Below are 26,112 nucleotides of genomic sequence, written 5' to 3'. Positions count from 1 at the left end.
TGCGACTCCTCAAAAAATTCGAACGCCCTTGCGAGCAACAAAATCAGAACACACTAAAGCAGCAAACTTAAACCTGCGCTGAACAGCAATGCTGCCCGAGCGCGCGAAATGAGAACGGCATGTTACCGGAGCATGGTCCCGCGCTCTACCTGCACGATGGATGTTGGCCGGGTGGATGCGTAGAGTGATGAAAAAAAGGAGTACCGCATGTGTCTGATCGTCTTTGCCTGGCGCCCTGCCCACGCGCAGCCGCTGATTGTCGCCGCCAATCGTGACGAATTCTACGCGCGTCCCACCCAGCCTTTGGCGCAATGGGACGATGCGCCGCACGTCTATGCAGGTCGCGACCTGGAAGCGGGCGGCACCTGGCTGGGCATCAGCGCCGAGGGGCGATTTGCGGCGCTGACCAATATTCGCGACCCCAGCCAACCCTTGGGCCGTCGCTCCCGGGGCGAACTGGTTGCGCAATTTTTGACCGGCCAGGCATCAGTTGCGGATTATCTGTTCGAGGTGGCCGGTAAGGCGGACGAATACGGCGGCTTCAACCTGCTGATCGGTGATGGTCAGACGCTGCATTACCTCAATAGCTCGAACCCCGAACCACAGCAATTGAGCGAGGGCGTCTACGGCTTATCGAATGCCGGGCTTGATACGCCGTGGCCCAAATTGGTGAAGGCCAAGGCTGCGTTGACCGCCCGGCTGGACGATCCGCAACCCGCGGCGCTGCTGGGCATACTGGAGGATACGCAGACCGCGCCGCTCGCGGATTTGCCGGATACCGGTGTCAGCCTGGCGACGGAAACCCTGCTTTCCAGCATCTTCATCGCCAGCCCAACCTACGGCACCCGCGCCAGCAGCGCGTTGATCGTCAATGCCGATGGCAGCCGACGCTTCGTCGAACACAGTTTCGGGCCGTATGGCGGCAGATTGGGGGAGGTGGAACTGGATATATGACAACACCGTAGGAGCGGATTCATCCGCGAGGCAGTAGCCCATCTGGCAGATATTCGTGACCGGAACGATCGCCCTCCCGGATAAATCCGGTCCTACGGTGGTTATTGAATCAATGCCCTTTGACCGATCCCGGATTGATCATCCGCGACAGGCCCAGGTTTTTCAGCGCCAGTTGCAGCGAGCTGCTGATGACTTGCGGATTGTCGTTGGTCATCAGTTGAGCAAGTATTTCCTTGGCCTTGCTCAGGTGGATCTGACGCAGCATCCATTTCACTTTCGGTAAGTTGGTGGCGTTCATCGACAGGCTGTCGAAGCCCATCGCCATCAACAGCACCGCAGCCGCCGGATCGCCGGCCATCTCGCCGCAGATGCTCACCGGCTTGCCTTCGGCGTGAGCATCGCGCACGACGTTCTGCAAGGCTTGCAGGACTGCCGGGTGCAGGTAGTCGTACAGGTCGGCGACGCGCGGATTGTTGCGGTCCACTGCCAGCAAATATTGGGTCAGGTCGTTGGAGCCGACCGACAGGAAGTCCACCTGCCGCGCCAGATCACGGGTCTGATACACCGCCGCCGGCACTTCAATCATCACCCCCACCGGCGGCATCGGCACGTCGGTGCCTTCGTCGCGGACTTCGCCCCACGCGCGGTGGATCAGGTGCAAGGCCTCTTCCACTTCGTGGGTGCTGGATATCATCGGCAGCAGAATCCGCAGGTTGTTCAAGCCTTCACTGGCCTTGAGCATGGCGCGGGTCTGCACCAGGAAGATTTCCGGGTGATCGAGGGTGACGCGAATGCCGCGCCAGCCAAGGAACGGGTTGTCTTCCTTGATCGGGAAGTAGGAGAGCGCCTTGTCGCCACCGATGTCCAGGCTGCGCATGGTGACGGGCAGCGGGTGGAAAGCGGCCAGTTGCTCGCGGTAGATCGCCAGCTGTTCCTTCTCACTCGGGAAACGCTGGTTGATCATGAACGGCACTTCGGTGCGATACAGCCCAACACCTTCGGCGCCACGCTGCTGCGCGCGGGCCACATCGGCCAGCAGACCGGTGTTGACCCACAACGGCATGCGATGGCCGTCCAGCGTCACGCAAGGCAGCTCACGCAGGGAATCCAGGCCTTGGGAGAGCTGACGTTCCTCCTCGACCACCTCGGCGAACTGCTTGCGCATGATATCGCTGGGGTTAGTGAAGACTTCGCCGTGATAGCCGTCGACGATCAGTTCGATGCCGTCGACCTTGGAATACGGCAGATCGACCACGCCCATGACCGTCGGAATGCCCATGGCGCGGGCCAGGATCGCGACGTGGGAGTTGCCGGAGCCAAGTACCGAAATCAGCCCGACCAGCTTGCCTTCAGGCACTTCGCCCAACATGGCGGGCGTGAGTTCTTCGCTGACCAGAATGGTGTTGTCGGGATAAACCAGCGTCTGTTGCCGGGCTTGCTGCAGATAGGCCAGCAGGCGACGGCCCAGATCCTTGACGTCGGAAGCGCGCTCACGCAGGTAAGCGTCGTCCATCAGTTCGAAGCGTTTGACGTGTTCGCTGACCACCGAGCGCAAGGCGCCCTGCGCCCATTGGCCGGTCTTGATGACGTTGGTCACTTCGCTGCCCAGCGAGGCATCGTCGAGCATCATCAGGTAAACATCGAACAGCGCGCGCTCTTCCGGCCGCAGCTGGGTCGCAAGCTTGGCGGACAAGGTGCGCATGTCGCCACGCACGCCTTCCAGGGCAGTCTGGAACAAAGCGAGTTCGGCGGCGATATCAGTGACGGTCTTGTCCGGCACCACTTCCAGATCGGCAGGCGGCAGCATGACCACGGCCACGCCCACGGCAGCGCCGGGCGAACCGGCGACACCGACAAATTTGGCTTCCTGAATGCCTTTGCCCTGACGGCCAAGACCCCGGATCGAACCGGTGGCTTCAGCGTGGGCGATAACCCCGGCGAGCTGCGCGCTCATGGTCACGAGGAAAGCTTCTTCCCCTTCGTCGAACTGACGCCGCTCCTTTTGCTGGATGACCAGTACGCCCACCACGCGACGGTGGTGAATGATCGGCGCTCCCAGGAATGAGGCGAAACGCTCTTCGCCGGTTTCGGCAAAGTAGCGATAGCGGGGGTGATCGGCGGCGTTTTCGAGGTTCAGCGGTTCTTCGCGAGTACCGACCAGACCGACCAGCCCCTCGTTCGGTGCCATGCTGACTTTGCCGATCGAGCGCTTGTTCAGGCCTTCGGTGGCCATCAGCACGAAACGATTGGCTTCCGGATCGAGCAGATAGACCGAGCAGACCTGGCTGCCCATGGCCTCTTTGACGCGTAACACAATAATGCCCAACGCCGCCTTTAGATCCTTGGCGGAGTTAACTTCCTGGACGATCTTGCGCAGCGTATTGAGCATGGCTCGGGGTCGAACTCCGTGTCAGTCGCGCGATAAAAGGCGCGGGGCAAGCTCTTTGAGTGCGCGTCGATACACCTCGCGCTTGAATGTCACCACCTGACCCAGCGGATACCAATAACTGACCCAGCGCCAGCCATCGAACTCCGGTTTCCCGGTCAAATCCATCCGCACCCGTTGCTCGTTGGAGACCAGGCGCAGGAGAAACCATTTTTGCTTTTGGCCGATACACAGCGGTTGGCTGTGCGTCCTGACCAGTCGTTGCGGGAGACGATAACGCAACCAGCCTCGTGTACAGGCAAGAATTTGCACATCTTCGCGCTCAAGCCCGACTTCTTCATTCAATTCACGGTAAAGCGCGTCTTCCGGCGTTTCCTGAGGGTTGATCCCGCCTTGTGGAAACTGCCAGGCATCTTGGTTGATTCGCCGAGCCCATAGGACCTGGCCAGCATCGTTTGTCAGAATAATCCCGACATTTGGACGGAAACCATCGGGGTCGATCACGGCAACAACCTCGCAAACGCATGTCGCCGCATTGTTCCACAAAGGCGATCAAAGCAGCAACGAGGCTTAGCAGGTTATGTGAAGACTTGTGAAAACCTCGTATTCTTGGGCTCTTTTTCAGCAATTTCAGCGGGTAACTGCATGCGTCTGGCTTTATTCGACCTCGACAACACACTTTTGGGCGGCGACAGCGATCACGCGTGGGGCGATTACCTGTGCCAGCGCGGCATCCTCGACCCGGTTGTCTACAAAACGCGTAACGATGCGTTTTATCAGGATTACCTGGCCGGAACCTTGAATCTGACCGATTACCTGAACTTCAGCCTGGAAATCCTTGGCAGCACCGATATGGCGCAACTGGACGAATGGCATCGCGACTTCATGCGCGACTGCATCGAACCGATCATCCTGCCCAAGGCCATGGAACTCATCGCCAAGCATCGCGAAGCCGGCGACAAGCTCGTGGTGATCACCGCAACCAATCGTTTCGTCACTGCTCCCATCGTCGCGCGGCTGGGTATCGACACGCTGCTGGCGACCGAATGTGAGGTCATCGACGGACGCTACAGCGGCCGCACCACCGATATACCCTGCTTTCGTGAAGGCAAAGTGACGCGGCTCAATAAATGGCTGGAAGAGAACCACTTCAATCTTGACGACAGCTACTTCTACAGCGACTCGCTGAACGATCTGCCGCTGCTGGAGCAGGTTGCCCACCCGGTTGCCGTCGATCCTGACCCTAAACTGCGGGCTGAAGCTGAACGCCGTGGCTGGCCGGTGATTACGTTGCGCAGTTGACACGCAAACATCTCAACCAGGTAGGACCGGCTTTAGCCGGGAGGGCGGTTGGCCTGCCTGCGCAGATGCATTTTCCACCAGCCTCCTCCCGGCTAAAGCCGGTCCTACAGGATCCGTAGGCACTTAAACCGGCTTGGCACCCATCAGCCCGGCAATGGCGATAAAGCACACGGCGCTGAAGATGGCCAAACCCAGGGTGACCGCTGGCTTGCCGCCACCTGCGGTGCGCAGGCGATTGAGCCGCGCCACCAGCCAGGCCCAACTCAGCGTGCCAAGTGTGTAGAGCACGCCGCTCGACAACAGCCAGGTCTGGCCCAACGACCAGCCGGCGTAATGCACCAGCCACCAGCCGCTGATCGGCATGATCAGCAGGCAAAGTCCCATCAGCAGCCAGACGAACAGCCACGGCCGCTGCAACAAGCGGTTTTGCACGCTCGCATCGCCCGCACGGCGTTGTTTGATGACAAATCCAGCCAGCCCCAACGCGCTGAGCAAAAACAGCACGGTGGTGACGACGTGGAGGATTTTGATCGTGGTGAAATGTTCCATTTTCGGAATGCTCCAGTGAAATAGATGAAACCCGTAGGACCGGCTTTAGCCGGGAGCTCATCATTGCGCCTCAACAAATATAGCGGATGCACCGGCGCTCTCGCGGCTAAAGCCGCTCCTACGAGAGCCCACAACCCGCAATTCACCCCAAAAACAGCTTATACGCCGGATTCTCGCTTTCATCCCAATACGGATAGCCGATCTCGGCCAGCGCCGCCGGGATCAGGTGCCGCTCATCCTCGGGCACCACCAGACCGGCCATGACCCGGCCATCGGCCGCGCCGTGGTTGCGGTAATGGAACATCGAGATATTCCACTGCCCGCCCAGCTTGTTGAGGAAGTTGAACAGTGCGCCCGGGCGTTCCGGGAATTCGAAGCGGAACACCACTTCATCGCTGACCCGCTCGGAATGCCCGCCAACCATGTGCCGGATGTGCAGCTTGGCCAATTCGTTGTCGGTCAAATCCAGCACCGGGAAACCCTGTTCGGTCAGGCTCGCCACCAGTGCCGCACGCGGATCGGTGTCGGGATGGGTCTGCACGCCGACGAAGATGTGCGCTTCGCGGTCGGTGTGATAGCGGTAGTTGAATTCGGTGATCTGCCGCTTGCCGATGGCTTCGCAGAAGGCCTTGAAGCTGCCGGGCCGCTCGGGAATGGTCACGGCAATGATGGCTTCGCGGCCTTCGCCCAGCTCGGCGCGCTCGGCCACGTGGCGCAGGCGGTCGAAGTTGACGTTGGCCCCGGAATCGATGGCGACGAAGGTCTGGCCGCTGACGCCGTACTGCTCGACGTATTTCTTGATCCCGGCCACGCCCAACGCGCCCGCAGGTTCGGTGATCGAGCGGGTATCGTCGTAGATGTCTTTGATTGCCGCGCAGATTTCGTCGGTGCTGACCGTGATCACTTCGTCGACGTAATCCTTGCAGATGTCGAAGGTGTGCTTGCCGATCTGCGCCACCGCCACGCCATCCGCGAACAGGCCGACCTGCTGCAACACCACGCGCTCGCCATAGGCCATGGCCTGTTGCAGGCAATTGGAGTCATCCGGCTCGACGCCGATGACCTTGATGTCCGGGCGCAGGTACTTCACGTAGGCCGCAATCCCCGCGATCAAGCCGCCACCGCCCACCGGGACGAAAATCGCGTCCAGCTGGCCCGGTTGCTGACGCAGGATTTCCATGGCCACCGTACCTTGCCCGGCGATGGTGTCGGGATCGTCGTACGGATGGATGTAGACGAAACCCATTTCCTCGACCAGCTTCAGCGAATAGGCCAGCGCTTCGGGGAATGAATCGCCGTGCAGCACGACTTTGCCGCCTCGGGAACGCACGCCTTCGACCTTGATTTCCGGGGTGGTCTTGGGCATCACGATGGTCGCTTCGACGCCCAGCGTCTTCGCCGCCAGCGCCAGGCCTTGGGCGTGATTGCCCGCCGAAGCGGTGACCACGCCACGCGCCAGCTCTTCCGGGCTCAACTGCGCCAGCTTGTTGTACGCGCCACGAATCTTGAACGAGAACACCGGCTGCAAGTCTTCGCGCTTGAGCAACACCTGATTGCCCAGCCGTTCGGACAGCTGGCGAGCGCCGTGCAGCGGGGTTTCCACGGCCACGTCGTAGACGCGGGAGGTGAGGATTTTCTTGACGTACTGTTCAAGCATCGGGGAAACATCACTGGCGAAAAAGGGCAAGGCCTCGAAGTCTACCGCGCACACTGATGGACGACCACACGAATGACGGGGTTTTCCCGGCGGCATGTCGCTATAATGCTGGCCCTTTTGAGCCATGCAGGCGCGAACCTGTTGGCGAGGCGGCATCCTGAAGCAGCACGTCAGGCCCCTCGCCAACAAGTTGGTTCCTGCAAGGTCGCTTTGACTCGGAGCCCGCATGACCCAGGATCAACTCAAACAAGCTGTGGCCCAGGCCGCCGTGGACTTCATCCTTCCGAAACTGGACGACAAGAGCGTCGTCGGCGTCGGTACCGGCTCTACAGCCAATTGTTTCATTGATGCGCTGGCGAAACATAAAGGCGCCTTCGATGGCGCGGTCGCCAGCTCCGAAGCCACAGCGGCACGTCTCAAGGGCCACGGCATTCCGGTCTACGAGCTCAATACCGTCAGCGATCTGGAGTTCTATATCGATGGCGCCGACGAAAGTGACGAGCATCTGCACCTGATCAAAGGCGGCGGCGCGGCGTTGACCCGCGAGAAAATCGTCGCCGCCGTGGCCAAGACCTTCATCTGCATTGCCGACGCCAGCAAGCTGGTGCCGGTGTTGGGCGCGTTTCCGTTGCCGGTGGAAGTCATTCCCATGGCCCGCAGCCATGTCGCTCGCCAACTGGTGAAGCTGGGCGGCGATCCGGTTTACCGCGAAGGCGTGCTGACCGACAACGGCAATATCATTCTCGACGTGTTCAACATGAACATCACCCACCCGGTCGAGCTGGAAAGCCAGATCAACGCCATCGTCGGCGTGGTCACCAACGGTCTGTTCGCCGCGCGTCCGGCTGATCTACTGCTGCTGGGCACCAGCGAAGGCGTGAAGACGCTGACGCGGTAAACCCTGCACCCGTAGGACCGGCTTTAGCCGGGAGGGTAGTTCGACGACCATGCTGCTGCGGATGGAGGTCCCAGCTCCCGGCTAAAGCCGGTCCTACGAGCTCATCCCAATCCAATGGATGAGAGCGAGGCTGGCCTCACTGCTTCTTGAACACATAAAACAGATTCGGCTCGCTGACCAGATACAGCGTGCCGTCATCGCCCATGGCGATGCCTTCGGCTTGCGGCACATTCTTGCGCAAGCCCATCTGGCCGCTGCTTAGCGAGACATTGCCAATCGGTAGCCCTTCGGTATTGAGCTCGAGGATCTGCCGCGACTCATCCGACAGCGCCAGCAAATGGCCGCTGCGCTCGTCGAACTGCAGGCTGGACAAGTCACGCACGAACAATCCCGCATCGCGCCGCGCATTGGAGGCCACTTCGATGACGTTGGGCGTATCGGTGCTGAGGTTGGGGAAACCGCGCACTTCGATGATCTGCACCGGCTTGCGCTCCTTGGCGACAAACAGGCGCTGGCCCTTGGTGTCGTAGGCCAGGCCTTCAAACCCGCTATTGCCGCCGGCATCGATGCCCAGGGTCAGTTGCTCGGCGTCCGCCGCGTCGAGAAACAGCGTGTCGTCGTCCACATGCACCTTGATCAGCCGTTGTTGGTATTCATCGCTGATGACGTAAATGCCCGGACTGATGTATTCCACCGCCTCGGCATCACCAAAACCGGTCAGCGCGATGCGGCGCAGAATCCGGCCATCGAGGCTCAGCTCGACCATTTCCGCATTCTTGTTGGTCACGGTGAACAGGCTTTTGCGGTCCGGATCGTAGCTGAGGGCGGAAACGTCATCGTCGAGCCCAACGATAGGCTGAGCCTCGATGACCACACGATAGTCGCCAAGCCCGACCGTCGCGAGATCATTTGCTTGCCACAGCACGTGCCAATTGAACCAGGCGCGCTCCATCAACCGATACTCGCGGCCAACGAAAAACATCAGCAACGCCAGGAGAATCAGGACCGGGTAGACAATTTTTGCAGTGAAGAAGCGACGCATGCAGAGGGCTCGACGATCAGACGGGCAGCATAAATACCACGCCAAACTGAATTAAAGCTTAATAGCTTTGAGCCATTACACAAAAACCAGAATTTGCAGGATGTGTTCAACCTCAAATGGTGTATGTCGAGGATCACGATATTTACAGGGCAGCGCTAAGCACTACTGCTTCTTGAACGAATAAAACAGATTCGGCTCGCTGACCATGTACATCGTGCCGCTTTCATCAACTGCCACACCTTCGGCGCGAGGGATGGTTTTGTTCAGGCCGTTGAAGCCGCCCAGCAAGGTCATGAAGCTGACCTGCTCGCCTTTCTCGTCCAGCTCCAGCAGCAAGTGCGAATCCGCGGACAGTGCCAGCGTGTGGCCGGTGCGCGGCTCGACGCTGAGTGCCGACAGGTTGCGCAGATTCAATACCAGACCTTCGAGTTTCTGTTTGTCGCCCTCAAGCAATCCGCTGCCATCACTCTTCCAGGCAAACATCGCTGCCGGACGCTCTTCGCCGAGCAGGATCTGCTGGCGGCGCGGGTCCCAGGCGATGCCTTCGAAGCCTTTGTTCTGGTCTTCAGACGGGCCGAGGTCGTATTTCATGGCCTCAGCGATGTTCAACGTCGTGGTATCCGGCGCCACCTTGACGATGGTCAGCAGGTGCTGGCGCTCATCGGTGATCGCAATCAGGCCATTTTCCAGCACCGCCACGCCTTCAGGATTGCTCCAGCCCACCAGCGCAATCTTGCGCAGCACATCGCCTTTCAACGTCAGTTCGACCAGAAAAGGGTTCTTGCCCATGACCGAAAACAAGGTTTTGCTCGCCGGGCTGTAGGACAGATCGGAAGCCTCGTCTTTCTCCATGCCCGGCAGCAGCTTGGCGTCGATATCGACCTTATAGTCGGGCAACCAGACGCTGGCGGCGCGCTCGGACGGGCTTTCCAGCGCTTCCTTGAGCCACAGCACGCCGCGATCGTCCCAATGCAGCAGGAAAGCCACGCCGTAGCCAATCACCGCGACCAGTAGCAATCCCGCATACCAGCGCATCCGCGACAGACGGCCTTTGGGTTTCAACAATCCGGAGCGAGTGGACATGGAGGACATTCCTGGGCAGATACAGCGGCGGGTTGCGCAATGCCCCCGAGCAGGGCCGAGGCGGGATTATCCAGATCAATTGTGAAAAAAACGCCAATTGCACGGATCAGTGCGGATCGGACATAAAAAAGCCGCCTGCGACAGCATCGCAGACGGCTTTTCAGGTTCAGGTCAGTATCACCGAACGCTGCTTTCAAAACGGGTGTGACCAGTCAGCTCCAGCACCAGATCGTCTCCGGCCTGAAACGGCCCCACGCCGGCGGGCGTGCCGGTCATGATCAGGTCACCGGCTTGCAGCGAGAAGCACGCCGCCATGTGCTGAATCATCGGCACGATAGGGTTGAGCATGGAGCTGCTGTTGCCGTCCTGGCGAACTTCGCCATTGATGGTCAGACGAATACCGATATCGGTCAGGTCGTCGTAGGTTTCAGCCGGGACGAAAGGCGCGATAACCGCCGCGCCGTCGAACGATTTGGCCAGTTCCCATGGCAGGCCTTTCTCTTTCAGCTTCGACTGCAGATCACGCAAGGTCAGGTCCAGGCCCGGGGCGAAGCCGGAAATGGCATCCAGGACTTCTTCACGGGTCGGGCTTTTGGTCAGCGGCTTGCCAATCAGCACGACGATTTCGGCTTCGTAATGCACCGAGCCGCGATCAGTCGGAAGCGTGAAACCACCTTCCAGCGGCACCACGCAACTGCCGGGCTTGATGAACAACAGCGGCTCGGTCGGCACCGGATTGTCCAGTTCCTTGGCGTGTTCGGCGTAATTGCGGCCGATGCACACCACTTTGCCCATTGGAAAGTGGATGCTGGTTCCGTCGACATACTTGTGCTGATAGCTCATGGCTGCTCCTGGCTCTGATCGATGTAGGTGTTGCCACTATAGATAGCAAAGGCCGCTTAAACCGCGAAGATTTTGCCCGGGTTCATGATGCCGTTCGGGTCGAATACGGCTTTGACGGCCTTCATGTATTCGATCTCGACCGGGGAACGGCTGTACGTCAGGTAATCGCGCTTGGTCATGCCCACGCCGTGCTCGGCGGAAATCGAGCCGTTGTACTTCTGCACGGTCTCGAACACCCACTTGTTGACCTTGGCGCACTTGACGAAGAACTCTTCCTTGTCCAGCGCCTCAGGCTTGAGGATGTTCAAGTGCAGGTTGCCATCACCAATGTGGCCGTACCAGAGCACTTCGAAATCCGGATAGTGCTCGGCGACGATCGCATCGATTTCACTCAGGAATGCCGGCACTTTCGAAACCGTGACCGAGATGTCGTTCTTGTAAGGCGTGAAGTGCGAGATGGTTTCGGAGATGTATTCGCGCAGCTTCCACAGGTTTTGCAGTTGCTGTTCGCTCTGGCTCATCACGCCATCCTGCACCCAGCCCTGCTCGACGCAATGCTCGAATGTCGCCAACGCTTCGTTGGCCACGTCTTCGGTGGTCGCTTCGAATTCCAGCAGGACGTAGAACGGGCACGGGGTATCGAACGGCGAAGGTACGTCACCACGGCTCATGACACGGGCAAAGGCCTTGTCGGAGAAAAACTCGAAAGCGGTCAGATCCAGTCTGCCGTGGAAGGCGTGCAGCACCGGCATGATCGAATCGAAGTCGGTGGTCCCCAGGACCATCGCGGTCAGATTTTTCGGTGCGCGATCCAGACGCATGGTGGCTTCGACGACAAAGCCCAGCGTACCTTCACCGCCGATGAACAACTGACGCAGGTCGTAGCCGGTAGCGTTTTTGATCAGGTCCTTGTTCAATTCGAGGATGTCACCTTTGCCGGTGACGACCTTCAGGCCCGCGACCCAGTTGCGCGTCATGCCGTAGCGAATAACCTTGATCCCGCCGGCATTGGTGCCGATATTGCCGCCAATCTGGCTGGAACCCGACGACGCGAAATCAACCGGGTAATACAGGCCGTTTTCTTCCGCGAGGTTCTGCAACTGTTTGGTGATCACCCCCGGCTGGCAGCGCGCGGTGCGCTCGGTGAGGTTCAGTTCCAGCACCTGGTTCATGTAGTCGAACGAAACCACCACTTCACCATTGGCGGCCACGGCAGCGGCGGAAAGCCCGGTGCGGCCGCCAGATGGCACCAGCGCCACCTTGTGTTCATTGGCCCAAAGGACGATGGCCTGAACCTGCTCGATGGTCTTGGGAAACACAATAGCGACAGGCGCAGGCGCGTATTGCTTGGTCCAGTCCTTGCCATATGCCTCAAGGGAGTTGGCATCAGTCAGCACTTTGCCAGGCTCAACCAGGGTCTTCAGCTCATCTATTAGCGCAGGATTGGTCATCGACGGAACTCTCGAACAATTCATGGTCATCCTGAGAACGCTTCACGTCCAGGAATGGGGTTTCGCGGGGTGCATATGCTAGCATACGCCCCCCGCTAATCGAGCTTCCGGGCCGATAAAGCGACGGTTTCACTTCCTGCCATTTTTCTCCGGGACACAGGTTTAAGCAGATGAACAAGACTTCCCTCGACAAGAGCAAGATCAAGTTCCTTCTTCTCGAAGGCGTCCATCAATCCGCTGTGGACGTCCTCAAGGCAGCCGGTTACACCAGCATCGAGTACCACACCAAGTCTCTGCCGGAAGCCGAACTGAAAGAAAAGATCGCCGACGCTCACTTCATCGGCATCCGTTCCCGCACGCAACTGACTGAAGAGCTGTTCGACAACGCCAAGAAACTGGTCGCGGTCGGCTGTTTCTGCATCGGCACCAACCAGGTCGACCTGAACGCTGCCCGCGAACGCGGTATCGCCGTGTTCAACGCGCCGTACTCCAACACCCGTTCGGTTGCCGAGCTGGTACTGGCTGAAGCGATCCTGCTGTTGCGCGGTATCCCTGAGAAGAATGCATCCTGCCACCGTGGCGGCTGGATCAAGAGCGCGGCCAACTCCTTCGAAATCCGCGGCAAGAAGCTCGGTATCGTCGGCTACGGCTCGATCGGCACCCAGCTTTCCGTACTGGCCGAAGGCCTTGGCATGCAGGTTTACTTCTTCGACACGCTGACCAAGCTGCCGTTGGGTAACGCCACTCAGGTGTCGAGCCTGACCGAACTGCTGGGCATGTCGGACATCGTGACCCTGCACGTTCCGGAAACCGCTGAAACCCAGTGGATGATCGGCGAGAAAGAAATCCGCGCCATGAAAAAGGGCAGCATCCTGATCAACGCGGCGCGCGGCACCGTGGTTGAACTGGACGCCCTGGCGGACGCGATCAAGGACAAGCACCTGATCGGCGCGGCCATCGACGTATTCCCGGTTGAGCCTCGCTCCAACGATGACATCTTCGAAAGCCCGCTGCGCGGCCTGGACAACGTGATCCTGACCCCGCACATCGGCGGTTCCACTGCCGAAGCCCAGGCCAACATCGGTCTGGAAGTGGCCGAGAAGCTGGTCAAGTACAGCGACAACGGTACGTCGGTGTCTTCGGTCAACTTCCCGGAAGTTGCGCTGCCGGCTCACCCTGGCAAGCACCGTCTGCTGCACATTCACCAGAACATCCCGGGCGTGCTGATGGAGATCAACAAGGTCTTCGCCGAAAACGGTATCAACATTTCCGGTCAGTTCCTGCAGACCAACGAGAAAGTCGGCTACGTGGTCATCGACGTCGATGCCGAGTATTCCGATCTGGCGCAGGAAAAACTGCAACACATCAAAGGCACCATCCGCAGCCGCGTGTTGTTCTAGGCGCTCAGCGTCAACCAAAAAGGAGACCTTCGGGTCTCCTTTTTTGTGGCGGGCATTTCACCCGAATGTGCTCGGCAAACATCGCTCCGTAGGACCGGCTTTAGCCGGGAGAGCTTCATTCCTGACCAGGGGTTCGCAGCGAATGGACCGCCCCCCTCCCGGCTGAAGCCGGTCCTACGGTAATGGGCGCCGATTATTTGACATTCACCGTAATCGCCTTCGACTCGACCGAAGGGTTGAGCGGGATGTGGCTCTTGTCGCCGACGATCAATTGCAGGGTGTGGCGACCCGGCGCCAGGGTGACTTCGGTTTCGGTCTGGCCTTTGCCGAAGTGGCGGATGTTATCGCTCACCGGCAACGGCGCGTTGAGGTCAGGCTGATCTTTCACATCAATCAGCAAATGATGGTGACCGGTGTCGGGAACATCCACGCCCGCTGGCGCAACGCCCATGCCTTTGAGACCGAACTGAACCTTGAACGTACCCGGAACGGTCGCGCCGTCCTTGGGCGAGATAATGTAAACCTCGGCGCCCGCAGGTGACGCGGTGTGCGGAACGTCGGCTGCGCTGGCGAGAAGGGAGGCGCTCAGCAAGAGGCCGGTGAGAGCAGTTTTTACCAACAAGGTCTTCATGTTTTCTCCAGATTTTTTATGAGACTCAGCCATCAGACCTTGGATCCGTGGCTTCGGCTCAAGCCGCGCAAGGCTCAAGCGTTATCCTTACCATAGCGCGGCACTGGATTTATCGTTGAACGAAGTGCCTTTATGTCAGAGATTTCATGTTGCGGCAGCGGTCATCAAACCCCGCCCAGACGCCAGGCGGCCAGACCGAGAATCGCCCAGCCGATCAAAAACGCCAGCCCGCCAAACGGCGTGATGATGCCCAGCTTGCTGACTCCGGTCAGCGTCAGCAGATAAAGGCTGCCGGAGAACAGCAGGATGCCGACGGCGAACGAGTAACCGGCCAGGGTCATCAAGCGGCCGGGAATCTGCGCCGCGAGCAACGCCACGCCCAGCAACGCCAGCGCATGCACCAGCTGATAGAGCACACCTGTATGGAAAATAGCCAGGTACTCAGCGCTCAAGCGGTTTTTCAGGCCATGGGCCGCGAATGCGCCCAAGGCCACGCCGGTGAAACCAAAGAAGGCGGCAAGCATTAAAAAGCTACGAAGCATCGAGAACTCCAGTCAAAAATCGTCCAAAGGCGCACGGTCTGTATAATGGCCCGCTCAACGGGTTCGGCCAAGCCATCTCTATGCTGCGTTTAATTGTGCAACGGTTCATCAAAGGCCTGCTCTGGTTTGCAGCGGGCAGCGTCGTTCTGGTTTTGATCTTCCGTTTCGTGCCGCCGCCCGGCACCGCACTGATGGTCGAGCGCAAGGTTGAATCCTGGTTCGACGGCCAGCCCATCGATCTGCAACGCGACTGGGAACCGTGGGAAAAAATCTCCAATAACCTGAAAATCGCCGTGATTGCCGGTGAAGATCAGAAATTCGCCGAGCATTGGGGGTTTGACGTCGGTGCCATTCAGGCTGCTATCAGCCATAACGAGCTGGGCGGTTCGATTCGCGGCGCGAGCACCTTGAGCCAGCAGGTGTCGAAGAACCTGTTCCTGTGGTCCGGGCGCAGTTATCTGCGCAAGGGCCTGGAAGCGTGGTTCACCCTGCTGATCGAGATGCTCTGGTCCAAGGAGCGGATTCTTGAGGTCTACCTGAACAGTGTCGAATGGGATGAAGGCGTGTTCGGCGCCCAGGCGGCGGCAAAGCACCACTTCGGTGTCAACGCCAGCGCCCTGTCCACGCAACAGGCGAGCTATCTGGCCGCCGTCCTGCCCAACCCCCGCAAATGGAGCGCAAGCCGCCCGAGCAGCTACGTGCTGCGCCGAGCCGGCTGGATCCGCCAGCAGATGCGCCAGTTGGGCGGGGATGAGTATCTGACCGGATTGAATCATAGCCGCACGTTTTGACCGGTCGCGCGGAAAACAGGCGAACCGTAGGACCGGCTTTAGCCGGGAGAGCTTCATTCCTGACCAAGGGTTCGCAGCGAATGTACCGCCCCCCTCCCGGCTAAAGCCAGTCCTACGGAATGCATTCCAATTCCAGTGTTTGCGTGATGCCGGAAGAGTGAGCCGGACAGCCCAATAAAAAACGCCCCTTTCGGGGCGTTTTTTTGTTCGGCTAGCGCTTACGCGGCAATCGACAACTTGAGCTTATTCATCGCGCTTTTTTCCAGCTGACGAATACGCTCGGCGGAGACGTTGTACTTCTGCGCCAGGTCATGCAGCGTGGCTTTCTCTTCAGCCAGCCAGCGCTGATAGAGAATATCGCGGCTGCGATCGTCCAGCACTTCCAGCGCCTGATGCAGATTGGCCGTTGAATTGTCGGTCCAGTCAGAATCTTCCAGCTGACGCGCCGGATCGTAACGGTGGTCTTCCAGATAATTGGAAGGCGACTGGAACGCGCTGTCGTCGTCGGCTTCGGTAGCCGGGTCGAACGCCATGTCGTGACCGGTCAGACGGCTTTCCATCTCGCGCACTTCACGTGGCTCGACGCCGAGGCTTTCCGCCACGCGATGCACTTCTTCATTGTTCAGCCAGGCCAGACGTTTCTTCTGGCTGCGCAGATTGAAGAACAGCTTGCGCTGCGCCTTGGTGGTCGCGACCTTGACGATGCGCCAGTTGCGCAGGATGAACTCGTGGATTTCCGCCTTGATCCAGTGAACGGCGAAGGACACCAGACGCACACCCATTTCCGGGTTGAAGCGCTTCACGGCTTTCATCAGGCCAACGTTGCCTTCCTGGATCAGGTCAGCCTGGGCCAGACCGTAGCCGGAATAGCTGCGTGCGATATGCACGACAAAACGCAGGTGGGCGAGGACCATCTGCCGAGCCGCCCCCAAATCCTGCTCATAATACAAACTCTCAGCCAGTTCACGCTCCTGCTCCGGCGTCAGCAAAGGGATGCTGTTCACGGTGTGTACATAGGCTTCCAGGTTCGCGCCTGGGGCTAATGCATAGACAGGTTGCAAAGAAGTGGTCATACGAAACGATACCTCCGACACATGACTCGTGCAGTTCAGCACTGCGAAATTGACCGGGAACCGCTGGACAAGTTCCATAACTCGCAGGAGCGGCTTTGGCCGCGAGGTGCGTGAAAACCCTCCGCACCGTGAATCGCCTGCTCCCGGCTGAAGCCGGTCCTACATGGTCAATAGATGAAGAAAAATTTACCGAGGTGCCAACTCACTCAAATGGCGTGCTACTGCAATCCACGCACCGATATACCCCAAGAGCACCGCTCCAAGCAAGAGCGAAAGGCCATCTGCGAGCGGAACACCGGCCAGCGCGAAGTCACTTCCATACAGCCCGGCCAGCCCGACAACCGCGTCGTTGAGCCAGTCTAGACCAAAAGCCAGAACCCCCCAAGACAGAAACCCTGCCCCGAGACCATACAATGCGCCCATATAAAGGAACGGACGCCGTACATAACTATCGGTGCCGCCAACCAGCTTGATGACTTCGATTTCCGTGCGTCGGTTCTCGATGTGCAGACGAATGGTGTTACCAATCACCAGCAGCAAGGCCAGCACCAGCAGGACCGTCAGGCCAAACACAAAGCGGTCGCCCAGTTTCAGGATTGCCGCCAGACGCTCGACCCAGACCAGGTCCAGTTGTGCCTGCTGCACTTTCGGCATTTGCGCCAGACGGGTGCGCAGTGCTTCCAGCGCGGGCTTGTCGACTTCGTTCGGCGTGACCAGCACGACGCCCGGCAACGGGTTTTCCGGCAACTCCTTGAGCGCCTCGCCCAGGCCCGATTGCTGCTGGAACTCGGTCAAGGCCTGCTCGCGGCTGATGTATTCAGCGTCGGCAACCCCCGGCATCAGCTTGATTTCGTCGCGCAGCTTGTCGCCTTCACTGGCGCTGGCATCGAGCTTGAGGTACAGCGAAATCTGCGCCGCGCGCTGCCAGGAACCGCCCAGACGCTCGACGTTGTTCAACAGCAACGACAAGCCCATCGGCAGGCTCAAGGCGATAGCCATGACCAGACAGGTAAAGAAGCTGCCAATCGGCTGCTTGCCCAGGCGACGCAAACTGTCGGCCAGACTGGAGCGATGGCTTTCCAGCCAGGCGTTGAACAGCGTGCCGAAATCCGGTCCGTCGTCATCGTGGCTGTTTTTCTTGGGTTTTTTCTGCGGCGTCGGTTCGGCGGCTTTTGGCGCGACGCGATCGGAAACCTTGGACGAACGTGTGGCACTCATACCCCAGCCTCCCCGTCGCCGATCAAGCGGCCGCGCTGCAAGGTCAGCATGCGATGGCGCATGCGGGCGATCAGGGCCAGGTCGTGACTGGCGATCAGCACGCTGGTGCCCAGCCGATTGATGTCTTCGAACACGCCCATGATTTCCGCCGCCAGACGTGGGTCGAGGTTACCGGTCGGTTCATCGGCCAGCAGCAAAGCCGGGCGATGCACGATGGCGCGGGCGATGCCGACGCGCTGCTGTTGACCGGTGGACAGGTCGCCGGGATACAGATCGGTCTTGTCCGACAGCGCCACGCGCTCCAATGCGGAATCGACACGCTTGTTGATCTCGGCCTTGGACAAGCCAAGAATCTGCAACGGCAAGGCAATGTTGTTGAACACCGTGCGATCAAACAGCAACTGGTGGTTCTGGAACACCACGCCGATCTGCCGACGCAGAAACGGAATCTGCGCCGTGGTGATCTGGCCCAGATCCTGACCGGCCAGCAGCAGCTTGCCGGTGGTCGGGCGTTCCATGGCCAGCAGCAGGCGCAACAAGGTGCTTTTGCCAGCACCGGAGTGGCCGGTGACGAACAAGAATTCACCGCGACGTACTCGAAAGCTCAGCTCATGCAGGCCGACGTGTCCGTTCGGATAGCGTTTACCGACCTGTTCGAAACGAATCATGTGCGCTCCCGCTCCGCAAACAGAGCCTGGACAAAGGGTTCGGCTTCAAAGGTGCGCAGGTCATCAATGCCTTCGCCCACGCCGATGTAACGAATCGGCAGCCCGAATTGCTTGGCCAGCGCGAAAATCACCCCGCCCTTGGCAGTGCCGTCGAGCTTGGTCAGGGCCAGACCGGTCAGGGAAACGGTCTGGTGGAACTGTTTGGCCTGGTTGATGGCATTCTGGCCGGTGCCGGCGTCGAGTACCAACAGCACTTCGTGCGGCGCGTCGGCGTCGAGCTTGCCCATGACCCGACGAACCTTTTTCAGCTCTTCCATCAGGTTGTCTTTGGTGTGCAGACGCCCGGCGGTGTCAGCGATCAACACATCGATGCCACGGGCCTTGGCGGCCTGCACGGCATCGAAGATCACCGAAGCGGAATCGGCGCCGGTGTGTTGGGCGATGACTGGAATATTGTTGCGCTCACCCCAGACCTGCAACTGCTCGACAGCGGCGGCGCGGAAGGTGTCGCCCGCAGCCAGCATGACTTTCTTGCCTTCCAGTTGCAGCTTCTTGGCCAGCTTGCCGATGGTCGTGGTCTTGCCCGCGCCATTCACGCCCACCACCAGAATCACGAACGGACGGCGGCTGCTGTCGATGATCAGCGGCTGTTCAACCGGTTTGAGCAGCGCAGCCAGCTCGGCTTGCAGGGATTTGTACAGCGCGTCGGCATCGGTCAGCTGCTTGCGTGCGACCTTCTGGGTCAGGCTTTGAATGATCACGCCGGTGGCTTCGACGCCAACGTCGGCGGTCAGCAGACGGGTTTCGATTTCTTCGAGCAAATCATCGTCGATGACTTTCTTGCCGAGAAACAGGCTGGCCATGCCTTCGCCAAGACTGGCGCTGGTTTTCGACAGGCCTTGCTTGAGGCGGGCAAAGAAACCGGCTTTGGCGGCTTCGGTCACGGGCGCGACGGCCGGAGGCGCAGGTTCTGGCTCAGGAGCGACCACAACAGGCGCGATCACTGGCGCAGCAGCAGGCGCGACCGGGACGATCACCGGCGCTACAGCGACGGGCTCTGGCTCTGGCTCTGGCTCTGGCTCCGGCTCCGGCTCCGGCTCTGGCATGATGGTCGATTCGGGCTCGACCATTGGCACGTCAATTCGCGGCTCTGGTTCAAGCGCAGGCTCTGGAGTCGGGGCCGGCTGCGGATGGAAAATCACCGGCGGCCCAATCGGCGGTGTGACGTGTGGCTCAAGCTCGTCGATCAGCGCCACCGACTCTTCGGCAACCGGCAAGGTCAGCCACGGCTGGGCCTGCGCAGGCGGATTGATCGGCTGCGGCTCGGCGTGGACGGCTTCGCGCACAGGTTCCGGCGTCGTCGCCGGGACAAACTGCGGCTCGGCGACCAGCGGAGCCGATTCGACAATCGGCTCAGGCGCGGCTGCATCTGCAGGGAGCTCTTGTGGCTGTTCGACTACGGTTTCCTGCGGCTTCTTGCGCAGCCATCCGAACAGGCCTTTCTTCTCGCCAGCCGGGGCTGGGTTCTTCTTGTCGTCGTTGGAACCAAACATGGAGGACGGCTATCTCAAGGTAGCGACGCGCCAGAGCGGCGCCTCTGAAAATTCTGACATGCAAAACAGACTACGTTTGCGACTGCTTGTTCACCCTTCAGCTCTTTATACGGGTACCGTACGAGCCGATTTGAGCAGGTTTCGTCAGGTCCGAAACGTTGATGGCTGTTTCAGCCGTGGCTCCGGACTCAACGGACCAGTATCCTAACACCCCCGCGCCCGCCGACGCTAAGTTCACGCGGGCCGTCCTACAGGTTCAAATTACGAATGAATGCTTTAGCCCGCCGCGCCGCAGGCCTGCTGCTCAGCACAATTTGTCTGCCCCTGACAGTATTGGCCGCCGACCCGCAACCCACCCACGAATTCATGCTCGATAACGGCCTCAAAGTGGTCGTACGCGAAGACCATCGCGCTCCAGTGGTGGTTTCGCAGGTCTGGTACAAAGTCGGCTCCAGCTACGAGACGCCCGGCCAGACCGGTTTGTCCCATGCGCTGGAACACATGATGTTCAAGGGCAGCTCCAAGACGGGCCCTGGCGAATCCTCGCTGATCCTGCGCGATCTGGGCGCCGAAGAAAACGCGTTCACCAGCGATGACTACACCGCTTATTACCAGGTGCTGGCCCGCGACCGCCTGAGCGTTGCCTTCGAGCTGGAAGCGGACCGCATGGCCAGCCTCAAGCTGCCGCCTGACGAGTTCAGCCGCGAGATCGAAGTGATCAAGGAAGAGCGTCGCCTGCGCACCGACGACAAACCGAACGCCAAGGCCTATGAACGCTTCAAGGCCATGGCCTACCCGGCCAGCGGCTATCACACGCCGACCATCGGCTGGATGGCTGACCTGGACCGCATGAAAGTCGAGGAATTGCGCCACTGGTATGAATCCTGGTACGTGCCGAACAACGCCACGCTGGTGGTGGTCGGTGATGTAAAACCGGAGGAGGTCAAAGCCCTGGCCGAACGCTTCTTTGGTCCGATCCCGCGTCGTGACGTGCCGCCGTCGAAAAAACCCCTGGAACTGGCCGAACCCGGCGAACGCCAGATCACGCTGCATGTGCAGACGCAAATGCCGAGCCTGATGTACGGCTTCAACGTGCCGAGCCTGGCCACCGCTGAAGACCCGCGCTCGGTCAATGCCCTGCGCCTGATCGCCGCCCTGCTCGACGGCGGCTACAGCGCCCGCATCCCGTCGCGCCTGGAGCGTGGCGAAGAACTGGTCTCCGGCGCTTCGTCCAGCTACGACGCGTTTGCCCGTGGCGACAGCCTGTTCATAATCAGCGCCACGCCCAACGTGCAGAAGAAAAAATCCCTCGCCAACGTGGAAGCCGGCATCTGGAAACTGCTCAACGAGCTGAAAACCAAGCCGCCTTCTGCCGAAGAGCTGGAACGGGTCCGCGCGCAGGTTATCGCCGGGCTGGTCTACGAACGCGATTCCATCACCAGCCAGGCCAGCACCATTGGCGAGCTGGAAACCGTCGGCCTGTCGTGGAAGTTGATTGACGAAGAGCTGGCGTCGCTGCAAAGCGTCACCCCGGCTGATATCCAGAAAGCCGCGAGCACTTATTTCACCCGTGAGCGCCTCAGCGTTGCGCACGTTCTGCCTGAGGAGAAAACAAAATGAGTGAGCGCAACGGCCCACGTAACACGCTGTTTGGTCTGTTGTTGAGCACCGGACTCAGTGTTTTCACGGCACAGACGGCGCTTGCCGAAGATGCCGTCAAGACCGACGCTCCCGCGCAACCTGCACTGCAATCGCTCAAAGAGCTGGACGGCAAGGCACCGGCACGCCGCGCCTTGAACATCCAGACCTGGAAAACCGCCGAAGGCGCGAAAGTGCTGTTCGTCGAAGCCCGCGAGCTGCCGATGTTCGACCTGCGCCTGACCTTCGCCGCTGGCAGCAGTCAGGATCAGGCCACGCCCGGCATTGCCGTGCTGACCAACGCGATGCTCAACGAAGGCGTCAAAGGCAAGGACGTCAGCGCCATCGCTGAAGGTTTCGAAGGCCTGGGGGCTGATTTCAGCAACGGCGCTTATCGCGACATGGCCGTGGCTTCGGTCCGCAGCCTGAGCGTGCCTGATAAACGCGACCCGGCGCTCAAGCTGTTTTCCGAAGTAGTCGGCAAGCCTACTTTCCCGGCTGATTCGCTGGCCAGGATCAAGAACCAGCTGCTGGCCAGCTTCGAATACCAGAAACAGAACCCCGGCGCGCTGGCGGGCAAAGAGCTGTTCAAGCGCCTGTACGGTGATCACCCTTACGGCCATCCAAGCGAAGGCACCGCACAGACCATCACGCCGATCACTCTGGCGCAGCTCAAGGCCTTCCACGCCAAGGCTTACGCCGCCGGCAACGCAGTGATTGCCCTGGTGGGCGATTTGTCCCGGGACGAAGCGCAAGCCATCGCCGCGCAGGTCTCGGCATCGCTGCCAAAAGGCCCGGCGCTGGCGAAACTGCCAACGCCGGTTGAGCCCAAGGCCGGGGAAACCCACATCGAGTTCCCGTCCAAGCAGACTCACCTGATGCTCGCGCAGCTGGGCATCGACCGTAACGATCCGGATTTCGCCGCACTTTCACTGGGCAATTCGGTGCTCGGCGGGGGTGGTTTCGGTAGTCGCCTGATGACCGAAGTGCGTGAGAAGCGCGGCCTGACCTACGGCATTTCCTCGGGTTTTACCCCGATGCAGGCCCAAGGCCCGTTCATGATTGGCTTGCAGACCCGCGCCGAACTCAGCGAAAACACCCTGAAACTGGTGCAGGATATCGTGCGCGACTTCCTCGCCAACGGCCCGACCCAGAAAGAACTCGACGATGCCAAGCGCGAACTGTCCGGCAGCTTCCCGCTGTCCACCGCCAGCAACTCGGCTATCGTTGGGCAATTGGGCGCCATCGGCTTTTATGACCTGCCGCTGACGTTCCTCGAAGACTTCATGACCCAGTCGCAGGAAGTCACTGTCGAGCAGGTCAAGGCCGCCATGAGCAAACACTTGAGCGCAGACAAGATGGTGATCGTCACTGCCGGGCCGACGGTCCCGCAGAAACCACTGCCGCCACCTACCGAAAAACCCGCAGAACGACCTCTTGGGGTCCCGGAGCATTAATGGCCAATCCACGCCCGAAGGGCCATAACGGCCTGGGCCAACTACGTATCATTGGCGGGCAATGGGGCAGCCGCAAGCTGACGTTCCCCGATGCTCCGGGCCTGCGCCCGACGCCGGACCGGGTGCGCGAAACCCTGTTCAACTGGCTGGCAACGCACATTGAAGGCGCCCGCGTGCTGGATGTGTTCACCGGCAGCGGCGCGTTGTTCTTCGAAGCGCTGTCCCGTGGCGCGAGCAAGGGCCTGGCACTGGACAACAGCGCAGCGGCCATCGCCAGCCTGCGGCAGAACCTGACCATGCTGGGCTGCACGACCGGCCAGCTGTCGCACACCGACTCGCTGCGTCACCTGGAAAACCAGGCCGCAGAGCCGTTCGACGTGGTGTTCCTCGACCCGCCGTTCCATCAGAACCTGCTGGCCTCGGCCTGCGCCCTGCTGGAATCCCACGGCTGGCTGGCGGAAAACGCCTGGATCTACACCGAAAGCGAAACGCCACCTTCCACCACCGGCCTGCCGGGCACATGGCGTTTGCACCGGGAGAAAAAGGCCGGCCAGGTGTATTACGCGTTGTGGCAGCGCGGGTGATGTAGGACCGGTTTCAACCGGGAGGGGCGTTCGCAGCATTTGCGCTGTCAGGAATGCCATCCTCCCGGCTAAAGCCGGTCCAATTACAAGTGTTATGTCGCCAGCCTGTCGCAGTACCACTCAGCAATAACCCGCTTACATCGCACCCCACTTGTGGCAACTTACGTTTATCCAGCAACGTCACTTGCCGGAGGACGACCGTGATCACTCAACTCGCCAATGCCTCGTTTGCCAACCGCTTCGTCCCCGCCTCGGGCCTGGGCAATCCGCATCTGCAAACCTTGTGGGGGCCGCTGTGGCGTCGGGTCAAGCCGATGGAGCGACCGCGCGAGCGGGTCTGGCTGGATGATGGTGATTTCCTCGACCTGGACTGGTACGGCCCGCATCAAGTCGATGCGCCACTGGTATTGGTGCTGCACGGTCTGACCGGTTCCTCGAACTCGCCTTATGTGGCCGGACTGCAACAGGCGTTGGCCCAGGAAGGCTGGGCCAGCGTGGCGCTGAACTGGCGCGGCTGCTCTGGCGAACCCAATCTTCTGTCGCGCAGCTATCACTCCGGCGCCAGCGAAGACCTCGCCTCGGTGGTCGCCCATTTGCGCGCCCTGCGTCCATTGGCGCCGCTGTACGCCGTTGGTTATTCGTTGGGCGGCAACGTATTGCTCAAATATCTTGGGGAATCGGGCCATAACAGCGATTTGCTCGGTGCCGTGGCGGTTTCCGTGCCGTTTCGCCTGGACGAGTGCGCGGATCGCATCGGCATGGGCTTTTCGAAGATTTACCAGCGGCATTTCATGCGCGAGATGCTTACCTATATCCGCGACAAACAGCGGCATTTCCAGCACGAAGGCATGAGCGAAGGCCTGGCCGAGCTGGCGGCGCTGGGTTCGCTGGAAAACATGCGTACTTTCTGGGACTTCGACGGCCGGGTCACGGCACCGCTGCACGGCTTTGTCGATGCCAAGGATTACTACCGGCGCGCTTCGAGTCGCTATTTCCTGGGGGAAATCCGCACGCCGACCCTGATTATCCAGGCCGAGGACGATCCGTTTGTCTTCAAGCACAGCCTGCCCGAAGCCGATGAACTGTCGTCCAGTACGCAATTCGAGCTGCAGGCCAAAGGCGGACATGTGGGGTTTGTCGACGGTTCGCTGAAAAATCCCGGTTATTACCTGGAGCGGCGCATTCCGTTGTGGCTGACCACCACGCATCGCGGCTAATCCAACGGAGATTCTGCGCCACGTCCTGGGCTAAGATGCGCGACATAAGGAGGACCCTAATGTCCCGCACCCAACTGTATCTTCAAGGCCTTCGCGACAGCGTGCCGATGATTGTCGGCATTATCCCTTTTGGTATTATTTTCGGCACCCTGGCGGGCGTGGCGGGGCTGTCGCTCTGGCAGGCCGTTGGCATGTCGATGTTTGTCTACGCCGGTTCCGCGCAATTCATCGTGATCAGCCTGATGGGCGCCAGTGCTGGCGCGGTGGTCATCCTGCTGACGACCTTCATCGTCAATCTGCGCCACGTGTTGTACAGCGCCACCTTGCAGCCGCAAGTGTCCGAATTGCCGCAACGCTGGCGGCTGTTGCTGGCGTTCTGGCTCACCGATGAAACCTTTGCCGTGGTGCAACGCTTTTACCTCGTCCACGGCCGCACGCCGCTGGCGCATTGGTATTGGCTGGGCGTGGCCAGCGCGCTGTATGCCAGTTGGGTGCTCAGTTCGCTGGTCGGCGTATTGTTCGGGCAGGCTGTGCCGGACATGGCCAGTTGGGGACTGGAATTCGCCATGCTTGCCACCTTCATCGGCATTGTCGTGCCGTTATTGCGCAACCAACCGCAAATCGCCGCCGCGCTCGCCGCTGGAGCGGTGGCCCTGATGACTTATGCCTGGCCCTACAAGCTCGGGCTGATGGCGGCAGCGTTCAGCGGCATTGCGGTGGGCGTGATTCTGGAGCGGCGGCGCGCAACGGCCGACTCGGAAAGTACGACGAAGGAGGTTCACTCATGAGTTACTGGTGGCTGATCCTGTCCATGGCGGCAATCACGTTTCTGATGCGCTACAGCCTGTTCGCCTGGCCGAATCTGCGCTTCCCGCCCGTGGTGCGCCAAGGCCTGCATTACGTGCCGACCGCTGTCCTGACCGCGATTGTCGTGCCCGGCATGTTGCTGCCCGACGGCACGCATTGGCAGCTGAGCCTGGATAACGCGTATCTGCTGGCTGGATTGGCCTCCATTGCCATCGCCGCGCTGAGCCGCAATCTGCTGGCGACCATTGGCGGCGGGCTGCTGGTGTTTTTTCTGCTGCGCTGGGTGTTGGGGCAGATTTAATCAACCCCGGATTATTTGCGGGGCACTACATACCGCAGGACCGGCTTCAGCCGGGAGCAAGCCCGTC

Annotated in this window: 25 protein-coding genes; 11 read left to right on the top strand and 14 right to left on the bottom strand. The window is 60.1% G+C overall.

Going from position 1 to position 26,112, the window contains the following annotated elements; genetic code table 11:
* Nucleotides 1-207: 207 nt before the first annotated feature.
* Nucleotides 208-954 carry an NRDE family protein gene (locus CFII64_RS24115; RefSeq protein ID WP_020293477.1) on the top strand — a complete coding sequence of 249 codons (747 nt, stop codon included), beginning with the start codon at nt 208-210 and terminating at the stop codon, nt 952-954.
* Between the two features lie 109 nt (nt 955-1,063).
* On the opposite strand, the gene ptsP is transcribed toward CFII64_RS24115, so the two are convergent.
* Together ptsP and CFII64_RS24105 are read right to left on the bottom strand one after the other, a co-directional pair.
* Nucleotides 1,064-3,343 carry a phosphoenolpyruvate--protein phosphotransferase gene (gene ptsP / locus CFII64_RS24110; protein WP_020293476.1) on the bottom strand — a complete coding sequence of 760 codons (2,280 nt, stop codon included), beginning with the start codon at nt 3,341-3,343 and terminating at the stop codon, nt 1,064-1,066.
* A 21-nt stretch (nt 3,344-3,364) separates the two neighbouring features.
* Entirely contained in the window at nt 3,365-3,844 is a 480-nt protein-coding gene (locus CFII64_RS24105) for an RNA pyrophosphohydrolase (protein ID WP_020293475.1), read from the bottom strand.
* A 141-nt stretch (nt 3,845-3,985) separates the two neighbouring features.
* On the opposite strand from CFII64_RS24105, the gene CFII64_RS24100 reads away from it, so the two are divergent.
* Nucleotides 3,986-4,642: an HAD family phosphatase gene (locus CFII64_RS24100; RefSeq protein ID WP_020293474.1), complete on the top strand. Its 657-nt coding sequence runs from the start codon at nt 3,986-3,988 to the stop codon at nt 4,640-4,642.
* Between the two features lie 123 nt (nt 4,643-4,765).
* Here the strand turns inward: CFII64_RS24100 and CFII64_RS24095 are convergent, their stop codons facing one another.
* Together CFII64_RS24095 and ilvA are read right to left on the bottom strand one after the other, a co-directional pair.
* The gene (locus tag CFII64_RS24095; protein ID WP_020293473.1) at nt 4,766-5,191 is read right to left on the bottom strand and encodes a DUF2269 family protein; all 426 of its coding nucleotides are present in this window, start codon (nt 5,189-5,191) and stop codon (nt 4,766-4,768) included.
* A 142-nt stretch (nt 5,192-5,333) separates the two neighbouring features.
* Entirely contained in the window at nt 5,334-6,848 is a 1,515-nt protein-coding gene (ilvA, locus tag CFII64_RS24090; protein WP_020293472.1) for a threonine ammonia-lyase, biosynthetic, read from the bottom strand.
* A gap of 226 nt (nt 6,849-7,074) precedes the next feature.
* On the opposite strand from ilvA, the gene rpiA reads away from it, so the two are divergent.
* Entirely contained in the window at nt 7,075-7,746 is a 672-nt protein-coding gene (rpiA, locus tag CFII64_RS24085) for a ribose-5-phosphate isomerase RpiA (protein ID WP_020293471.1), read from the top strand.
* A gap of 136 nt (nt 7,747-7,882) precedes the next feature.
* Here rpiA and CFII64_RS24080 read toward each other — a convergent pair whose 3' ends face one another.
* The 4 genes from CFII64_RS24080 to CFII64_RS24065 all read right to left on the bottom strand — a co-directional run bounded on the left by CFII64_RS24080 (nt 7,883) and on the right by CFII64_RS24065 (nt 12,165).
* A complete protein-coding gene (locus tag CFII64_RS24080; RefSeq protein WP_020293470.1) occupies nt 7,883-8,788 on the bottom strand; it encodes an SdiA-regulated domain-containing protein in 906 nt (301 codons plus the stop codon).
* A gap of 162 nt (nt 8,789-8,950) precedes the next feature.
* On the bottom strand, nt 8,951-9,871 hold the full coding sequence (locus CFII64_RS24075; protein WP_020293469.1) for an SdiA-regulated domain-containing protein: 921 nt from the start codon (nt 9,869-9,871) through the stop codon (nt 8,951-8,953).
* A 177-nt stretch (nt 9,872-10,048) separates the two neighbouring features.
* Nucleotides 10,049-10,714, bottom strand: coding sequence for a fumarylacetoacetate hydrolase family protein (locus tag CFII64_RS24070; RefSeq protein ID WP_020293468.1), 666 nt, complete (start codon nt 10,712-10,714; stop codon nt 10,049-10,051).
* Between the two features lie 56 nt (nt 10,715-10,770).
* Nucleotides 10,771-12,165: an FAD-binding oxidoreductase gene (locus CFII64_RS24065; RefSeq protein ID WP_020293467.1), complete on the bottom strand. Its 1,395-nt coding sequence runs from the start codon at nt 12,163-12,165 to the stop codon at nt 10,771-10,773.
* Nucleotides 12,166-12,335: 170 nt separating this feature from the next.
* On the opposite strand from CFII64_RS24065, the gene serA reads away from it, so the two are divergent.
* Nucleotides 12,336-13,565 carry a phosphoglycerate dehydrogenase gene (gene serA, locus CFII64_RS24060; protein WP_020293466.1) on the top strand — a complete coding sequence of 410 codons (1,230 nt, stop codon included), beginning with the start codon at nt 12,336-12,338 and terminating at the stop codon, nt 13,563-13,565.
* 193 nt (nt 13,566-13,758) lie between these two features.
* Here the strand turns inward: serA and CFII64_RS24055 are convergent, their stop codons facing one another.
* A complete protein-coding gene (locus tag CFII64_RS24055) occupies nt 13,759-14,196 on the bottom strand; it encodes a DUF4399 domain-containing protein (protein ID WP_020293465.1) in 438 nt (145 codons plus the stop codon).
* 164 nt (nt 14,197-14,360) lie between these two features.
* Entirely contained in the window at nt 14,361-14,738 is a 378-nt protein-coding gene (locus tag CFII64_RS24050) for a DUF423 domain-containing protein (protein WP_020293464.1), read from the bottom strand.
* Between the two features lie 80 nt (nt 14,739-14,818).
* Between CFII64_RS24050 and mtgA the strand changes: the two genes are divergently transcribed.
* Nucleotides 14,819-15,529, top strand: coding sequence for a monofunctional biosynthetic peptidoglycan transglycosylase (gene mtgA / locus CFII64_RS24045; protein WP_020293463.1), 711 nt, complete (start codon nt 14,819-14,821; stop codon nt 15,527-15,529).
* Nucleotides 15,530-15,747: 218 nt separating this feature from the next.
* Here mtgA and rpoH read toward each other — a convergent pair whose 3' ends face one another.
* The 4 genes from rpoH to ftsY form a co-directional block, all read right to left on the bottom strand.
* On the bottom strand, nt 15,748-16,602 hold the full coding sequence (rpoH, locus tag CFII64_RS24040; RefSeq protein ID WP_020293462.1) for an RNA polymerase sigma factor RpoH: 855 nt from the start codon (nt 16,600-16,602) through the stop codon (nt 15,748-15,750).
* 186 nt (nt 16,603-16,788) lie between these two features.
* Nucleotides 16,789-17,820 carry a permease-like cell division protein FtsX gene (gene ftsX, locus CFII64_RS24035; protein ID WP_020293461.1) on the bottom strand — a complete coding sequence of 344 codons (1,032 nt, stop codon included), beginning with the start codon at nt 17,818-17,820 and terminating at the stop codon, nt 16,789-16,791.
* Complete coding sequence (gene ftsE, locus CFII64_RS24030; protein ID WP_020293460.1) at nt 17,817-18,488, bottom strand: cell division ATP-binding protein FtsE; 672 nt, start codon at nt 18,486-18,488, stop codon at nt 17,817-17,819. The genes ftsX and ftsE overlap by 4 nt, the downstream gene beginning before the upstream one ends.
* Nucleotides 18,485-20,041 carry a signal recognition particle-docking protein FtsY gene (ftsY, locus tag CFII64_RS24025; RefSeq protein WP_020293459.1) on the bottom strand — a complete coding sequence of 519 codons (1,557 nt, stop codon included), beginning with the start codon at nt 20,039-20,041 and terminating at the stop codon, nt 18,485-18,487. Before ftsY ends, ftsE begins: the two co-directional genes overlap by 4 nt.
* A 267-nt stretch (nt 20,042-20,308) precedes the next feature.
* Between ftsY and CFII64_RS24020 the strand changes: the two genes are divergently transcribed.
* The 6 genes from CFII64_RS24020 (at nt 20,309) to CFII64_RS23995 (ending at nt 26,045) form a co-directional block, all read left to right on the top strand.
* A complete protein-coding gene (locus CFII64_RS24020) occupies nt 20,309-21,661 on the top strand; it encodes a pitrilysin family protein (RefSeq protein WP_020293458.1) in 1,353 nt (450 codons plus the stop codon).
* Entirely contained in the window at nt 21,658-23,136 is a 1,479-nt protein-coding gene (locus tag CFII64_RS24015; protein WP_020293457.1) for a pitrilysin family protein, read from the top strand. The genes CFII64_RS24020 and CFII64_RS24015 overlap by 4 nt, the downstream gene beginning before the upstream one ends.
* Complete coding sequence (gene rsmD / locus CFII64_RS24010; protein ID WP_020293456.1) at nt 23,136-23,720, top strand: 16S rRNA (guanine(966)-N(2))-methyltransferase RsmD; 585 nt, start codon at nt 23,136-23,138, stop codon at nt 23,718-23,720. The genes CFII64_RS24015 and rsmD overlap by 1 nt, the downstream gene beginning before the upstream one ends.
* 200 nt (nt 23,721-23,920) lie before the next feature.
* Nucleotides 23,921-24,937, top strand: coding sequence for a hydrolase (locus CFII64_RS24005; RefSeq protein ID WP_020293455.1), 1,017 nt, complete (start codon nt 23,921-23,923; stop codon nt 24,935-24,937).
* Between the two features lie 59 nt (nt 24,938-24,996).
* Nucleotides 24,997-25,725 (top strand): AzlC family ABC transporter permease, encoded by a 729-nt coding sequence (locus CFII64_RS24000; protein WP_020293454.1) that lies wholly within the window; start codon nt 24,997-24,999, stop codon nt 25,723-25,725.
* Nucleotides 25,722-26,045 carry an AzlD domain-containing protein gene (locus CFII64_RS23995; protein WP_020293453.1) on the top strand — a complete coding sequence of 108 codons (324 nt, stop codon included), beginning with the start codon at nt 25,722-25,724 and terminating at the stop codon, nt 26,043-26,045. Before CFII64_RS24000 ends, CFII64_RS23995 begins: the two co-directional genes overlap by 4 nt.
* Nucleotides 26,046-26,112 lie beyond the last annotated feature (67 nt).

Source organism: Pseudomonas sp. CFII64, assembly GCF_000416235.1.
In the GTDB taxonomy this organism is placed as follows: Bacteria; Pseudomonadota; Gammaproteobacteria; order Pseudomonadales; family Pseudomonadaceae; genus Aquipseudomonas.
The sequence above is the reverse complement of the archived record's forward strand: the minus strand, read 5'-3'. Positions and strand labels throughout refer to the sequence as shown.

Bases quoted from the DNA above. Each gene is read 5' to 3' on its own strand.
- rsmD (WP_020293456.1), top strand. From the start codon at position 23,136: ATGGCCAATCCACGCCCGAAGGGCCATAACGGCCTGGGCCAACTACGT.
- serA (WP_020293466.1), top strand. From the start codon at position 12,336: ATGAACAAGACTTCCCTCGACAAGAGCAAGATCAAGTTCCTTCTTCTC.
- ilvA (WP_020293472.1), bottom strand. From the start codon at position 6,848: ATGCTTGAACAGTACGTCAAGAAAATCCTCACCTCCCGCGTCTACGAC.
- CFII64_RS24080 (WP_020293470.1), bottom strand. From the start codon at position 8,788: ATGCGTCGCTTCTTCACTGCAAAAATTGTCTACCCGGTCCTGATTCTC.
- CFII64_RS24020 (WP_020293458.1), top strand. From the start codon at position 20,309: ATGAATGCTTTAGCCCGCCGCGCCGCAGGCCTGCTGCTCAGCACAATT.
- CFII64_RS24115 (WP_020293477.1), top strand. From the start codon at position 208: ATGTGTCTGATCGTCTTTGCCTGGCGCCCTGCCCACGCGCAGCCGCTG.
- rpoH (WP_020293462.1), bottom strand. From the start codon at position 16,602: ATGACCACTTCTTTGCAACCTGTCTATGCATTAGCCCCAGGCGCGAAC.
- CFII64_RS24070 (WP_020293468.1), bottom strand. From the start codon at position 10,714: ATGAGCTATCAGCACAAGTATGTCGACGGAACCAGCATCCACTTTCCA.
- ptsP (WP_020293476.1), bottom strand. From the start codon at position 3,343: ATGCTCAATACGCTGCGCAAGATCGTCCAGGAAGTTAACTCCGCCAAG.
- CFII64_RS24065 (WP_020293467.1), bottom strand. From the start codon at position 12,165: ATGACCAATCCTGCGCTAATAGATGAGCTGAAGACCCTGGTTGAGCCT.
- mtgA (WP_020293463.1), top strand. From the start codon at position 14,819: ATGCTGCGTTTAATTGTGCAACGGTTCATCAAAGGCCTGCTCTGGTTT.
- CFII64_RS24100 (WP_020293474.1), top strand. From the start codon at position 3,986: ATGCGTCTGGCTTTATTCGACCTCGACAACACACTTTTGGGCGGCGAC.
- CFII64_RS24000 (WP_020293454.1), top strand. From the start codon at position 24,997: ATGTCCCGCACCCAACTGTATCTTCAAGGCCTTCGCGACAGCGTGCCG.
- CFII64_RS24095 (WP_020293473.1), bottom strand. From the start codon at position 5,191: ATGGAACATTTCACCACGATCAAAATCCTCCACGTCGTCACCACCGTG.
- CFII64_RS24015 (WP_020293457.1), top strand. From the start codon at position 21,658: ATGAGTGAGCGCAACGGCCCACGTAACACGCTGTTTGGTCTGTTGTTG.
- ftsX (WP_020293461.1), bottom strand. From the start codon at position 17,820: ATGAGTGCCACACGTTCGTCCAAGGTTTCCGATCGCGTCGCGCCAAAA.
- rpiA (WP_020293471.1), top strand. From the start codon at position 7,075: ATGACCCAGGATCAACTCAAACAAGCTGTGGCCCAGGCCGCCGTGGAC.
- CFII64_RS23995 (WP_020293453.1), top strand. From the start codon at position 25,722: ATGAGTTACTGGTGGCTGATCCTGTCCATGGCGGCAATCACGTTTCTG.
- ftsE (WP_020293460.1), bottom strand. From the start codon at position 18,488: ATGATTCGTTTCGAACAGGTCGGTAAACGCTATCCGAACGGACACGTC.
- CFII64_RS24050 (WP_020293464.1), bottom strand. From the start codon at position 14,738: ATGCTTCGTAGCTTTTTAATGCTTGCCGCCTTCTTTGGTTTCACCGGC.
- CFII64_RS24055 (WP_020293465.1), bottom strand. From the start codon at position 14,196: ATGAAGACCTTGTTGGTAAAAACTGCTCTCACCGGCCTCTTGCTGAGC.
- ftsY (WP_020293459.1), bottom strand. From the start codon at position 20,041: ATGTTTGGTTCCAACGACGACAAGAAGAACCCAGCCCCGGCTGGCGAG.
- CFII64_RS24075 (WP_020293469.1), bottom strand. From the start codon at position 9,871: ATGTCCACTCGCTCCGGATTGTTGAAACCCAAAGGCCGTCTGTCGCGG.